At 71.6% G+C, this 13,999-nt stretch carries 11 protein-coding genes; all 11 read left to right on the top strand.

What is annotated here, in order from left to right:
- The first annotated feature begins 503 nt into the window (after positions 1 to 503).
- Positions 504 to 1,691, top strand: a complete 1,188-nt coding sequence (locus OG210_RS01705; protein WP_328333127.1) for a YcaO-like family protein — start codon at positions 504 to 506, stop codon at positions 1,689 to 1,691.
- Positions 1,670 to 2,326, top strand: a complete 657-nt coding sequence (locus OG210_RS01700; RefSeq protein WP_328333129.1) for a TOMM precursor leader peptide-binding protein — start codon at positions 1,670 to 1,672, stop codon at positions 2,324 to 2,326. Before OG210_RS01705 ends, OG210_RS01700 begins: the two co-directional genes overlap by 22 nt.
- A complete protein-coding gene (locus OG210_RS01695; RefSeq protein WP_371534860.1) occupies positions 2,323 to 3,999 on the top strand; it encodes a TOMM precursor leader peptide-binding protein in 1,677 nt (558 codons plus the stop codon). The genes OG210_RS01700 and OG210_RS01695 overlap by 4 nt, the downstream gene beginning before the upstream one ends.
- Positions 3,977 to 4,666 (top strand): nitroreductase family protein, encoded by a 690-nt coding sequence (locus OG210_RS01690; protein ID WP_328333133.1) that lies wholly within the window; start codon positions 3,977 to 3,979, stop codon positions 4,664 to 4,666. The genes OG210_RS01695 and OG210_RS01690 overlap by 23 nt, the downstream gene beginning before the upstream one ends.
- A complete protein-coding gene (locus OG210_RS01685; RefSeq protein ID WP_371534859.1) occupies positions 4,663 to 5,973 on the top strand; it encodes a YcaO-like family protein in 1,311 nt (436 codons plus the stop codon). The genes OG210_RS01690 and OG210_RS01685 overlap by 4 nt, the downstream gene beginning before the upstream one ends.
- Before the next feature lie 8 nt (positions 5,974 to 5,981).
- Entirely contained in the window at positions 5,982 to 7,322 is a 1,341-nt protein-coding gene (locus tag OG210_RS01680; RefSeq protein WP_328333137.1) for a TfuA-like protein, read from the top strand.
- A 4-nt stretch (positions 7,323 to 7,326) separates the two neighbouring features.
- Complete coding sequence (locus OG210_RS01675; RefSeq protein ID WP_328333139.1) at positions 7,327 to 8,199, top strand: JmjC domain-containing protein; 873 nt, start codon at positions 7,327 to 7,329, stop codon at positions 8,197 to 8,199.
- 151 nt (positions 8,200 to 8,350) lie between these two features.
- Positions 8,351 to 10,177 carry a gamma-glutamyltransferase gene (gene ggt, locus OG210_RS01670; protein WP_328333141.1) on the top strand — a complete coding sequence of 609 codons (1,827 nt, stop codon included), beginning with the start codon at positions 8,351 to 8,353 and terminating at the stop codon, positions 10,175 to 10,177.
- A 227-nt stretch (positions 10,178 to 10,404) separates the two neighbouring features.
- Entirely contained in the window at positions 10,405 to 11,247 is an 843-nt protein-coding gene (locus OG210_RS01665) for a nitrilase-related carbon-nitrogen hydrolase (protein WP_328333143.1), read from the top strand.
- Positions 11,244 to 12,524, top strand: a complete 1,281-nt coding sequence (locus OG210_RS01660; protein WP_328333145.1) for an aspartate aminotransferase family protein — start codon at positions 11,244 to 11,246, stop codon at positions 12,522 to 12,524. The genes OG210_RS01665 and OG210_RS01660 overlap by 4 nt, the downstream gene beginning before the upstream one ends.
- Before the next feature lie 69 nt (positions 12,525 to 12,593).
- Entirely contained in the window at positions 12,594 to 13,997 is a 1,404-nt protein-coding gene (hydA, locus tag OG210_RS01655) for a dihydropyrimidinase (RefSeq protein WP_371534858.1), read from the top strand.
- Positions 13,998 to 13,999 lie beyond the last annotated feature (2 nt).

Raw genomic sequence — 13,999 nt, 5'->3', positions numbered from 1 at the left:
TTGGCGGGTCCGGAGCGTCTGCGCGCCCGTCTCCGGGACGCGCTGGAGGGCTAGGCTGCCCGCGGTGGAGTTCGGTCCGCCGCACTTCGAAGGAAGGGGAGAACGCCATGAATTCTGTAGTGACGTTGGACTTGGATGTCATCGATGTAACGCCCAGGACCTGGGACGAGTTGTCCACAGATCTGGTCTCGGACAGCGTTTATGCCGCCGACTGCCAGTGCACCGGTGGTTGTGGCTGTTGCGGCGGCTGTTCGGGCTGCTGCATCTGACGTTCGTCCCGTCGGCAGACCCGGTGCCGCGCACCGAGGTCTGAACGGTAGAGGTAGCGGCAGCTCTGCTTCTACCTCTACCACCCCTACCGCTGCCACCCCTGCCTCTGCCACCCCGCAACAGACAAGTGAGGGCTCACCGTAAGCGCCGCAGACAGCTTCGACGACCTGGTGTCGCCATACGGCGTCATTCACGCCACCGGTGCGAACCGCGCACCGGGCTGGCTGGCAGACATGAACGTCTCCTTGGCCGACGGCGGCAGCGGATGCCCCGGCCGGGGCGCGGGCCATTCCACCAGTACCGGCTGCGGCCGCGCCTTCGGCGACCCGGCGCATGCCCGCATGATCGCCATCGCCGAAGCCGCCGAACGCTATGCGGCCTACGAGCCACCCACCGCCGAACACCGGTGGGCGACGGTCGCCGAACTCGAAGGACCTGTCCTCGACACCACCCGGCTGCCCCGTTGTTCGGCGGCCGAACTGGCCAATCCCGCCTGCTCGATCACCCCGTTCGACGCCGGCTCACCGGTGCGCTGGGTACAGGGCCTGGATCTGGTGACGCGGGAACGGACTTGGCTGCCGGCGGTGATGTCGACGTACCGCCTGCACGCCGCGAGACCGGCAGAACGGTTCTGGTACCAGCTGTCCACCGGTTTCGCCGTCCACACCGATCCGGTGGAGGCATTGGTCCGCGCCATCCTGGAAGTGATCGAACGCGACGCGATCGCGCTCACCTGGCTGCAGCGGATGCCCTTGCCGCCGATCCCGGCCGAGGCGCACTCACCGCGGCTGGACCAGCTGCTGGCCGCCGCGGAGCGGCATTTCCTGCACACCCTGCTGCTCGACGCGACCACCGACCTCGGGGTGCCGACCGTGTACTGCGTGCAGATAGCCGAGCACGACCCGCGGGCGCGGCACGTGGTGGGTTGTGCGGCCGACCGCACCCTGTCCGCAGCCGCGGAGAAGGCACTGGCCGAGACCCTCAGCATCCGCGGCCTGATCTACTCCGGCACCAGCGTGCCGGAGTCCTTCGAGGAGTTCGCCGACATCGCCGACGGCGCCCGCTACCTGGGTGTACCGGAACGAGCCGAAGCATTCGACTTCCTCCACCAGGGGATCGCGGCCGGGCCGCGCCGTACGCCCCCCGATCTGCCGGCGTCGCCGCAGGCCGCCCTGGACACTCTGCTGCAGCGCTTGTCGGCACTCGACATGCAGGTGCTCGCGGTCGACCGCAGCCACCTCGAACTCCGCTCGGTCGGCCTGACCGCAGTCAACGTCGTCATCCCCGGCCTGCAGCCGATGTCGCTGTTGCCGCTGGCCCAGTTCCGCGCCCATCCCCGGCTGTACCGGGCACCGGCCGCGATGGGCTTCCCCGTCCACTCCGAGGAGGAGCTCAATCCATGGCCGCAACCGTTCGCCTGACCGGCACCGTGCCGGTCCTCGGCCTCGGCGCCTTTGGTTCCAGGGTGGCCGAGCTGCTGTGTGACGGCATCGCCGGCGCGTACCGGATCGGTCCGGACGACCTGGCCGGCTCCTTCGCCCGCCGGCCGGGCGCGGTCGTCGTGGCCTCCCAGCATCCGGTGCCGGAGGTGTTCCGCAGCGCCGACCGTGCGGCCTGGCAGCACGGGGTGCCGTGGCTGCCGGTGGCCGACGAGGACCTGGCCGTCCGGGTCGGCCCGTGGGTGGTGCCCGGTTCGGGGCCCTGCTTCGACTGCTATCTGGCGCGGCGGGTCCAGCACGACGACCAGTCCGCGATCACCGCCGCCGTCCGGGCGGCCTGCGCGGACGACCCCGAGTGCGGACCGCGCGGATTCCTGCCGCAGCACGCCCGGGCGGCGGCAGGCGTGGCACATGGCCTGCTCGAAGAGCCGCCGGATCCCGGGACGGTGGTCGCGCTCAGTATGCGCAGCGGAAACCTCGACTCCCAGCGGGTCCTGCGCTGCCACGGCTGCCACCGCTGCGCCCCCGGAACCGTTCCCGGCCTGGACCGCACGGGAGCACTGGCCGAGCTGCTCCGCCCGGGCAACGCCACCGCACCGCACGGGGTTCCGGCATGAGCGCACCTGCGACCACCCGGGATCCCGGCCGCGTCGGCAACTCGCGTCTGCGTCGCGGGCTCACGGTCGTCCCGACCGAGCGGGGGCTGGTCGTCGAGGGGGTGGGCCGACGGCACTTGTTCGGCGGCGCGGCGGCCACGGACGTGCTGCCGCGACTGTTCACCCTGCTCGACGGTTCCCGCGACCTCGCCGAGATGGCCGCCGAACTCCGGCTGGACGTCGACCAGATCACCGGGGTCCTGGACATGCTGGCCGACCGCGGGTTGCTCGAACCCGCCCCGGCCGGCGCCGTGACAGCGGAGCAGACGGTCGCCGACTATCTGTCCCGCACCGGACCGGTGGCCGCCGCCGACGGCGGATCGGTGAACGCGCTGGCCCGGCTGGCCATGAGCCGCGTCGTGCTGACCGGACCGGCCGCTGTGACCGGGCGTATCGCCGACGACCTGCGGGTCTGTGGCGTGGGTGAGATCGCTGCCGTGCCCGAAGGCGACCCGATACCGACCGGTCCGGCGAACCTGCTCGTGGTCTGGGACGACGAGGCGGACCGAGTCGGCGAGGCGTACCGGATCGGTGCGGCGGAGGGTTTCGAGGTCCTGCGGTACAGCGTGCGGCGCGCGGCCGGCCGTATCGCGGCGATCGAGATCGGACCGCGCTTCCACCCTGGCCACACAGCGTGCCCGGACTGCCTCCGGACCGGCCACGAACGTGCCTTCCCGAAGGACGCGGTGTCGCAGGACGCGGCACCGGTCGACAACGTATCCGGTGAGTTGCCCGGTGCGGTGGCGGATCTGTTCGCCGGGCTGGTCGCGGCCCAGATCACCGCTGTGCTGGCGGGCACCGGCCAGCCGGTGCCGCGCCGTGACCTGTGGCGCCTGACGCTGCCGGATCACACCAGCCGGCGCTGGACGGTCGCCCCGGAGCCCGGCTGTCGTGGGTGCGGGCCCGTCGGCACGGGCGCGGAGCAGGAGCTCGACACCGTCGAATGGCTGCTGCAGGGCACGCCGGACGAAGCCTTCCAGGGCGACACCGCAGCCACGGTCTGGCCCGAGCCACTCGACGTCCTCGATCTCACGACCAGCCCTAGACGCCCGCTGGCCACCCCGGACAGCGCCGCCTGTACGCCGGGGCTACTGGACGAACAGGCGGTCGGCCTGCTGCTGTCCCGCACCGCGGGACCACGCGAATCCACCGGGGCACACGGCGGGTTCGAGTCGCGCTGGTGTCCCAGTGGCGGCAACCGTGCCTCGGTCCAGCTCTATCTGCTCACCGAGGCGGGCTGGCCGGGACTGCCCGGCACCGTCTTCAAATACGACGGCGACGCCGGCACCCTGATCGCGGTCCGCGCCGACAAACCGTCCCTGCCCGAGCTGCTGGCGGGTACCGGCCTGGCCGGACGGCCTCCCCGGGCGGCGGTGGTGGTCACCGGTGCGGTGTACCAACTGCGCGGAAAATACGGCGACTTCGGTTTCCGGCTGACCCACCTCGACGCCGGCTGCGCCCTGGCCCAGTGCGCGCTGGTCGCCGCCGAACTCGGTCTGAACGCCGAGCTGGTGACCGGCGACGTCGGCGACCTCGCCGGACAACTGGATCTCAACCCGGCCGATCAGCTGGCGCTGGGAATCATCGGGCTCTACGGGAAGGACACCGGCGATGCCGCTGCTCGACCAGCGTGACGTGATGGACGAGTTCGCCACGCGACTCGCCGCGGACCGGCCGGTGCCCGCGCTGGGTTCGACCGGCCGTGCGGTGCCGCTGCCGGCCGGTTCGCTGTGGGAGGTGCTGTCGTCCCGGCACTCGGTGCGGTCCTTCGCCGACCGGCCGATCGCCGCTACCGACCTGTCCGAGCTGCTCGCCACCGCCCTGGCCACCGAGCGCGACCGGTGGCCCGCCCGGACACCGGACGATCTGACGGTGCTGATGCAGGTCCATCGCGTGCGCGGGCTGGCCGCCGGGTGGTACGAGGTCGCCCCCGAAGGCACCTGCACCCGTGTGGCCGGGGCGCCGGAGCTGCCTGATCCGACGGCGCACTTCGACGACGCACCCGTGGTCCTGTCGTTCGGCGGCGATGTACGGGCAGCGGTGCGCCGCGCGGGTGTCGCCGGATACTCCGATCTGCTGGTGCGGGCCGCCGCACTGGCCCACAACTCCTGGCTGCTGGCGATCAGTCGTGGGTTCGGCGGATGTCTGCGCGGCCGTGCGCAGTACCTGTCCACCGCAGCGTTCGCCGCAGGCGGCCCGGGCCGCCGTCACCTGCTCAGCCTGACCCTCGGCCACCCCGCGCCCGACCCGGTCCCACCTGGCCCGCGGTCGTCCACGGATCACCGGCCGGCAACTCGATGAGCGGAACCGACGCCGCGGCGGTCCGGGCGGCCACCGCCACCGGCGCGGCGGCCGGACGGGCCGTCGGCGCGGCTGCCGACGGCACAACCACCGGTGCGGTCACCGCGACCGCGACCGCGACCGCGTCCGATGACGGGTACGACGGATACGGCGGACACGACGGGCACGACGAAGACGGCGACAAGGCGTACTTCACCGGTACGCATCGGGTGTGCCCGCCCGCGAAGACCTGGGCCCGTATCGCCCCGCTGCTGCCTGCCGCCGGTGTCACCAGGATCGCCGACGTGACCTGGCTGGACGACATCGGTATCCCGGTCTACCAGGCCATCAGCCCGGCCAATCGCTACCTGTCGGTGTATCAGGGCAAGGGCCTGGACCACATTTCCGCGAAGGTGTCGGCGGCCATGGAGGCGATCGAACGGTGGCACGGCGCGCACCTGGACACCCGGCCCGACCACACCGGCACCGCCGGGGAGGTGGAGCCCGAGCTGGGCTACCGGCTCGACGAACTCACGCTGCGCCCACGGCACTGTCTCAACCCGGCCACCCGGCTCGACTGGCGTGCCGCGGTACGTCTCGATGACGGCGGCAGGTCGCTGGTGCCGCTGGAGTGTCTGAGCCTGGACCGCCGGGTCGGTCCGCGCTGGCGCCCGCCGCTGTTCGCCGCCACCAGCAACGGCCTGGCCGGCGGGAACACCCGCTACGAGGCGATCGTGCACGGCCTGTACGAGGTGATCGAACGCGACGCGATCCACCGCAGCACTCCCGCCGGGCCCGCGACCGTCATCGACCCCGCCACTGTCGCGGCACCGGCGGCCGGGCTGCTCGAACGGTTCCGGGCGGCCGGGGTACGGGTCGGGATCGGCATGCTGGCCACACCGCTGGGCCTGCCCTGCTTCAGCGTGGCCATCGTGAGCGACGGATTCCCGCTGCCGGTCTACGGCTACGGCTGCCACCTCGACGCACAGGTCGCGCTGTGCCGGGCGCTCACCGAAGCCGCCCAGGTCCGGGTGTCGGTGATCGCCGGCGCCCGCGACGACCTGGACGACCGCTACTACGCGCGGCTGCGCCGGACCATGGCCGGTGCGCCGGTGCCGGCGCCGCCGGACGCCCGGCCGACGGTCGGTTTCGACACCGTCGATTCGGTACGGGTGCCCGGCCACCGGGCCGAGGCCGCCCTGCTCACCGACCGGATCGCCGCCGTCACCGGCCGCGCTCCGCTGGTGGTCGACCACACCCGTCCCGAACTCGGTGTCCCGGTCGTGCACGTGATCTGTCCCGGGCTGACGATGCCCGCCGCTCTGTGAGGCCACCCGTGACCACGCGCTACCTGTTCATCGGACCTTCGGTGCCCGGCCTCGTGCCACCGCCCGGTATCGTGCTCCGGCCGCCGGTCGCCGCCGGTGATCTGCTCGCCCTCCCGCTCGCCGCCGGTGACACCGTCGGCATCGTCGACGGCTACTTCCATCAGGTCCGGGCGGTGCCGCACAAGGAGATCCTCGCCCTGCTCGACCGCGGCGTCGCGGTACTCGGCGCGGCCAGCACAGGTGCCCTGCGCGCCGCCGAACTCGACACCTTCGGGATGCGCGGGGTCGGGCGGATCTACGCGGACTACCGTCGCGGGCGACTCGAAGCCGACGACGAGGTCGCCCTGCTGCACGGCCCGCCCGAGAGCGGCTACCGCGCGATGTCCGAACCCCTGGTCAACATCCGCGCCGGTCTCTCGGCGGCGGTGCGGGAGGGAGTGTGCGCGCAGGTGACGGCCGATCGGATCATCGCCGCGCTGCGGTCGGTCCCGTACGCACTCCGCTCCTACCAGGGGTTTCCCGAGCTGGCTGGGACGACCGGCCTCAATCCCGGGGAGCTGGCCGCACTCGGCCGCCACTGTGCGCGCAACCGCCGCGACGTCAAGCGCGCCGACGCGCTCGCCCTGATCGAGTCGATGCGTGCCGACGGCCCGGCCGGCGACCGTTCCGGCGGCCCAGTGCCGCGCACCGTGTTCCTGGCCGAATGGGAGGACCGGGCCCGGCGGCCCGCCGGTGAGTCCGCGGACCACCCGGGCAGTCTGACGGCGCTACGGGTGCTGCAACTGTTCTCGCCCGGTTTTCCGGAACTCCGCCGCGACCGGGTTCTGGCGTTGCTGGCCCGCGAATGCGCCGGATCCTGCGGTCCCCAACCGGCCGGGGGAGACGCCGCGATCACCCACGGGGTGCATCGCGGGGTGTACCCGGATCCGGACGAGCACCCGGACGGCTTCGGCTTCCTGCGCTCGTGGCTCACCGACGACGAGGCGGCCTGCGGCGACCGGCGGCACCAGCTCCGACTGTTCCTGTCCCGCAGCTTCGAGACCGGTCCCGGGACGGGTGGGGACGCGGTGTTCCTCGACGCTCTGGAACCCACCGCCGAATTCGCCCGGGCCGCGCGCACGGCCGCCGCCTGCCACCGCTTCACCGACGAACTGTCCAGGGACAGACCGGAATTCACGGTGGACCGGATCTCGCCCGAGCGGATCGCCGAACTGCTCGTCCAACAGTGGGGCGGCAACCGCGCCGATGCCGAGTTCGGCGCGCTCGACCGCGGATTCGGCTCGTTCGCGGCGGCGATCGAAGCGGCCCGGCCGTACTACCCGCTGATCAAGCTCGCACCGAGGACCTGACGCCATGGACGTGCTGCACCGCTTCACCGACGACACCGGCACCTTCCACGCCGCTCTTGCGCAACGGAAGCCGGCGGTGTTCCGCCCGGCGGACCCGCCGACCGAGCTGTTCCCGCTCGACGAGCTGGACCACTGGCTCGACACCGGCCTGCTGCGGGTGCCGTACCTGCAACTGGTGACCGAGCACGGAGAGATCGAGCTGCCCCGGTTCTGCCCGCCACGCGCGGTCCTGAACCGGGTCGAGCACGGCTACGTCGACGGCGCCGCCGTACAGGAGCTGCGGACCGAGGCGACCCTGCTGCTGCGCTACATGGACCACTGGCATCCCGGCATCCGCGCGTTCTGCGCCTCGATGCGGGAGCAACTCGGCCGCCAGGTGGAGGCGTTCTGCTTCGTCACACCACCCGGCACCCAGGGGCGGCCGGTGCACCGCGACGACGCCGATGTCCTCGTCGTCCAGATCAGCGGGGCCAAGGACTGGCACCTGTACGGCGGCCCGGACAGCGACCGGTGGGCGCCCGGCTCCGCCGCCGTGGCCGGTGAACCCGGGTTCACCACCCGCCTCGACCCGGGCGAGGTCCTCTATGTTCCGCGCGGCCACGCGCATCGCGCCGTCGCCGCCGGTGGCAGCGCCTCTGCCCACCTGTCGTTCACTGTGCGCGAGGCGGGCGGGACCCAGTTGCACGCCGCTCTGGCCGATCTGCTGACCGGCCGGAGCGGTCCGCTGCGCCCGGTCGGCGAGACCGAGCTCCTGGCCGCCGCCGACCGGATGCTCGCCGACGCCCGGTCTGCGCTGTCCGAGCTGACGGCCGAGGAGCTGGTCGGCCGGGCCCGCGCCCGTATGAGAGCTGTCGCGCCCAGCCCGCGTCACGGGTAGCGGGAGTTCACGCGCCGGCGCGGTCCGGAAGAGGGGTGGCGGCGCCGCGACGGTGGTGCGGGGCGACCGCCGCCGGCTATCGACGTGTTCATGACGAAGGGGTGGTGCGCGGGCTACGCTGCGCCCTACGTCTCTCCGCTGGAGGTCATGGATGCGCCGTGTCACCGTCCGGAAGCTCTCGTATCTGGCCGTCGCCGCCGCCCTGTTGTCGGTGGGCGCGACCGCGCCGCCCTCCGCCGCCGGAGCGCCACCGGGACAGCCCCGGGGGACCGCGGCGGCGAAGTCTCCGGTCGCGGTCGGCTACGGCGGCGCGGTGTCGAGTGTCGACCAGGACGCGTCGGCCGCGGGCATCGAGGTGCTCCGTGAGGGCGGCAACGCGGTGGACGCCGCGGTGGCCACGGCCGCCGCACTCGGCGTGACCGAGCCGTACTCGGCGGGCATCGGCGGTGGCGGCTACTTCGTCTACTACGACGCGAAATCCCACCGGGTGCGCACCATCGACGGCCGCGAGACCGCGCCGCGTTCAGCCGACTCCTCGCTCTTCCTGGAGAACGGCAAACCGCTGCCCTTCGCGGACGCGGTGACCAGCGGTCTGAGCGTGGGCACCCCGGGCACCGCCGCCACCTGGGACTCCGCGCTCGCCTCCTGGGGCCGCAAGTCGCTGGGGACAGTGCTGAAACCGGCCGAGCGGATCGCCACGGACGGCTTCACCGTCGACCCGACCTTCCGCAGCCAGACGCAGGACAACCAGGCCCGCTTCGCGGACTTCCCCGCGACGGCGAAGCTCTTCCTGCCCGGCGGGCAGCCGCCCGCCGTGGGCTCCACGCTGAAGAACCCCGATCTGGCCCGCACCTACGAGGAGTTGGGCCGCAAGGGCGTGGGCGAGCTCTACCGGGGCAGCCTCGGGCAGGACATCGTACGTACCGTCCGCAAGCCGGACCTGGCACCCGGTTCGACCCGCAACGCCCGCCCCGGGGACCTGACCGCGGAGGACCTCCGGGCGTACGAGCCGCTGCACCGCGCTCCCACCGAGACGTCCTACCGCGGTCTCGACGTGTACGGCATGGCGCCGTCGTCCTCCGGCGGTACGACGGTCGGCGAAGCGCTCAACATCCTGGAGCGCACGGACCTTTCGAAGGCGTCGCAGGTCCAGTATCTGCACCACTACATCGAGGCGAGCCGGATCGCCTTCGCGGACCGGGGCCGCTGGGTCGGTGACCCGGCTTTCGAGTCCGTACCCACCAAGGAGCTGCTCTCCCAGCGCTTCGCGGACTCCCGCGCCTGCCTCATCAAGGACGACGCGGTCCTGACCAGCCCGCTGGCGCCGGGCGACCCGCGCCACCCGGAGCGGTGCCGGAACAGCGGCAACGCGGCCCCCACCACGTACGAGGGCGAGAACACCACACATCTGACGGTGGCCGACAAGTGGGGCAACGTCGTCGCGTACACGCTGACCATCGAGCAGACGGGCGGCAGCGCGATGACCGTGCCGGGCCGCGGGTTCCTGCTCAACAACGAGCTGACCGACTTCTCGTTCGCCCCGGCCAGCCCGTCGGTGCACGACCCCAACCTCCCGGGGCCCGGGAAGCGGCCGCGTTCGTCGATCTCGCCGACGATCGTCCTGCAGGGCGGGAAGCCGGTCCTGGCCGTCGGATCGCCGGGCGGCGCGACCATCATCACCACCGTGCTCCAGACGCTCATCGGCCATCTCGACCGGGGACTGCCCCTGGTGGACGCGATCGCCGCACCACGGGCGAGCCAGCGCAACGCCGCTACCACCGAGCTTGAGCCAGCCCTGTACAACAGCCCGCTGCGGGGCCAACTGGAGGCGCTCGGGCACTCGTTCACGCTCAACCCGGAGATCGGTGCGGCGACCGGGGTGCAGCGGCTGCCGGACGGCCGGTGGCTGGCCGCGGCGGAACCGGTCCGCCGGGGCGGCGGCTCCGCGATGGTGGTCCGCCCGGACGGGCGCCCCTGAGGGGGCCGCGCGCGGTGGCCGGCCAGGGAATCACGGCCGGCCGCCGCGGCGGGCACGCAATCCGATCACGGTGGGATGCCGAATGATCATGAAGAGGCGAAACGTGATCGACTCGGCCGGTTAACGGTGATGGTCTTGCCCCAGTGTGTGACGGGGCTTACGTTCTCCTCCTACGCAACCCGTCTACGTGCGTAGAGCTTCGTGGCGCCCTGTTGAAGGAGCTGCTCGTGTCCCACGTCGTACGCGCCGCACTGGTCCAGGCCACCTGGACCGGCGACACCGAATCCATGATCGCCAAGCACGAGGAGCACGCCCGCGAGGCGGCCCGTCAGGGTGCGCGGATCATCGGATTCCAGGAAGTCTTCAACGCCCCGTACTTCTGCCAGGTGCAGGAGGCCGAGCACTACCGCTGGGCGGAGTCCGTGCCCGACGGGCCGACCGTGACCCGGATGCGGGAACTCGCCCGCGAGACCGGCATGGTGATCGTGGTTCCGGTCTTCGAGCAGGAGCAGTCGGGCTTCTACTTCAACACGGCGGCCGTCATCGACGCCGACGGCTCCTACCTCGGCAAGTACCGCAAGCACCACATCCCGCAGGTCAAGGGCTTCTGGGAGAAGTACTACTTCAAACCGGGGAATGTGGGCTGGCCGGTCTTCGACACGGCCGTGGGCAAGGTCGGCGTGTACATCTGCTACGACCGTCACTTCCCGGAGGGCTGGCGCCAACTCGGCCTGAACGGGGCACAGATCGTCTACAACCCCTCCGCCACCTCGCGCGGTCTCTCCGCCTACCTCTGGCAGCTGGAGCAGCCCGCCGCAGCGGTCGCCAACGAGTACTTCATCGCCGCCATCAACCGGGTCGGCCAGGAGGAGTACGGCGACAACGACTTCTACGGCTCCAGCTACTTCGTCGACCCGCGCGGCCAGTTCGTCGGCGAGGTCGCCGGTGACAAGAGCGAGGAACTCCTCGTCCGCGACCTCGACCTGGATCTCATCGACGAGGTCCGGCAGCAGTGGGCGTTCTACCGGGACCGCAGGCCCGACGCGTACGAAGGGCTGGTGCAGCCGTGAGCGACCTGTACAACAGGCATCAGGCCGTCCTCCCCGAGTGGCTCGCCACGTACTACCGGGAGCCGATCGAGATCACCCACGGTGAGGGCCGGCACGTCTGGGACGCGGACGGCAACCGCTACCTCGACTTCTTCGGCGGCATCCTCACCACCATGACCGCCCACGCCCTGCCCGAGGTGACCAAGGCGGTCAGCGAGCAGGCCGGCCGGATCGTGCACTCCTCGACGCTCTATCTCAACCGGCCGATGGTGGAGCTGGCCGAGCGGATCGCGACACTCTCCGGGATCCCGGACGCCCGCGTCTTCTTCACCACGTCGGGGACCGAGGCCAACGACACCGCGCTGCTCCTCGCCACCGCGTACCGCAGGTCCAGCCAGATCCTCGCGATGCGCAACAGCTACCACGGGCGCTCCTTCACGAGCGTCGGCATCACCGGCAACCGCAGCTGGTCGCCCACCGGTCTCTCCCCGCTCCAGACGCTCTATGTGCACGGCGCTGTCCGCAGCCGGGGCCCCTACGCGGAGCTCAGCGACGCCCGGTTCATCGAGGCGTGCGTCGCCGACCTGGAGGACCTGCTCGGCCACACCCATGACGCGGCGGCCCTGATCGCCGAGCCGATCCAGGGCGTCGGCGGCTTCACCGCCCCGCCCGACGGCCTGTACGCCGCGTTCCGCGAAGTACTCGACCGGCACGGCATCCTCTGGATCGCCGACGAGGTGCAGACCGGCTGGGGGCGCACGGGCGACCACTTCTGGGGCTGGCAGGCGCACGCCCAGAACGGCCCGCCGGACATGCTCACCTTCGCCAAGGGCATCGGCAACGGCATGTCCATCGGCGGTGTCGTCGCCCGCGCCGACGTCATGAACTGCCTGGACGCCAACTCCATTTCGACCTTCGGCGGCTCCCCGGTCACGATGGCCGCGGGCCTCGCCAACCTCACGTACCTCCTGGAACACGACCTCCAGGGCAACGCCCGCCGGATCGGCGGCCTCCTGCTCGAACGGCTGCGGGCCGTCGGTGCGCAGTCCCCGCTCGTACGCGAAGTGCGCGGCCGGGGCCTCATGATCGGCGTCGAGCTGGTGAAGCCCGGCACCGACGAGGCCAACCCCGCGGCGGCGGCCGCCGTCCTGGAAGCGGCCAGGGAGGGCGGGCTGCTGATCGGCAAGGGCGGCGGGCACGACACCAGCGTGCTGCGCATCGCACCGCCGCTGTCGCTCAATGTCGCAGAGGCCGAAGAGGGCGCGGCCATCCTCGAACAGGCCCTGCACGCAGGCTAGTCGGCGGGTTCCGCGCACCGGTGTACGGGAGCAGCACTCACCTGTGTACGAGAGAGGAAGCAGAGCACCATGAGTACGCGCACCTTGGTCCGCGGCGGTCTCGTCATCACCGCCGCGGAGGAGACCCACGCCGACGTCCTCATCGAGGACGGCCGGATCGCCGCTCTCGCCGCGCACGGCTCCGCCGCCGCGGACGCCTGGACCGCCGACCGTACGATCGACGCGACCGGGAAGTACGTGATCCCCGGCGGTGTCGACGCCCATACGCATATGGAGATGCCCTTCGGCGGCACCTTCGCGTCCGACACCTTCGAGACCGGGACCCGGGCGGCGGCCTGGGGCGGCACGACGACCATCATCGACTTCGCCATCCAGTCCAAGGGCGGATCGCTCGGTGAGGGCCTCGACACCTGGCACGCGAAAGCGGACGGGAAGTGCGCGATCGACTACGCCTTCCACATGATCATGTCCGATGTGAACGAGTCGTCGCTCAAGGAGATGGACCGGCTCGTCTCGGGCGGCGTCAGTTCGTTCAAGCTCTTCACCGCGTACCCGGGGGTGTTCCTCTCCGACGACGGCCAGATCCTCCGGGCCATGCAGCGTGCCGGGTCCAACGGCGGTCTGATCATGACGCACGCGGAGAACGGTCTAGCGATCGACGTCCTGGTGGAGCAGGCCCTGGCGCGCGGCGAGCGGGACCCGCGCTACCACGGCGAGGTCCGCCACGCGCTCCTGGAGGCGGAGGCCACACACCGGGTGATCAAGCTGAGCCAGGTGGCGGGCGCCCCGCTCTATGTGGTGCACGTGTCGGCGCAGCAGGCCGTCGCCGAACTGGTACGGGCCCGGGACGAGGGCCTTCCGGTGTACGGCGAGACCTGTCCGCAGTACCTCTTCCTGTCGACCGACAACCTGGCGGAGCCGGACTTCGAGGGCGCCAAGTACGTCTGCTCCACTCCGCTGCGTCCGGCCGAGCACCAGGCCGCGCTGTGGCGCGGGCTGCGCTCGAACGATCTGCAGGTGGTCTCCACCGACCACTGCCCGTTCTGCTTCAAGGGCCAGAAGGACCTGGGGAAGGGCGACTTCTCGAAGATCCCGAACGGTATGCCGGGCGTCGAGAACCGTATGGACCTGCTCCACCAGGCCGTTGTCGACGGGCACATCAGCCGCCGCCGCTGGATCGAGATCGCCTGCGCGGCGCCGGCGCGGATGTTCGGCCTGTATCCGCAGAAGGGGACGATCACCCCGGGCGCCGACGCCGACATCGTGGTCTACGACCCGGCCGCCGAGCAGGTCATGTCCGCCGCGACGCATCACATGAACGTCGACTACTCGGCGTACGAGGGCAAGCGGGTGACGGGCCGGGTGGAGACGGTGCTGTCGCGGGGTGTCCCGGTGATCGACAGCCGTGAGTACACCGGCCACGCCGGGCACGGGGCCTTCGTGCCGCGCGGGCTCGGTGAGTACGCGCACTGAGC

This window comes from Streptomyces sp. NBC_00466, from assembly GCF_041433995.1.
Taxonomy (GTDB): Bacteria; Actinomycetota; Actinomycetes; order Streptomycetales; family Streptomycetaceae; genus Streptomyces.
This window is presented reverse-complemented; position numbering and strand designations above follow the sequence as displayed.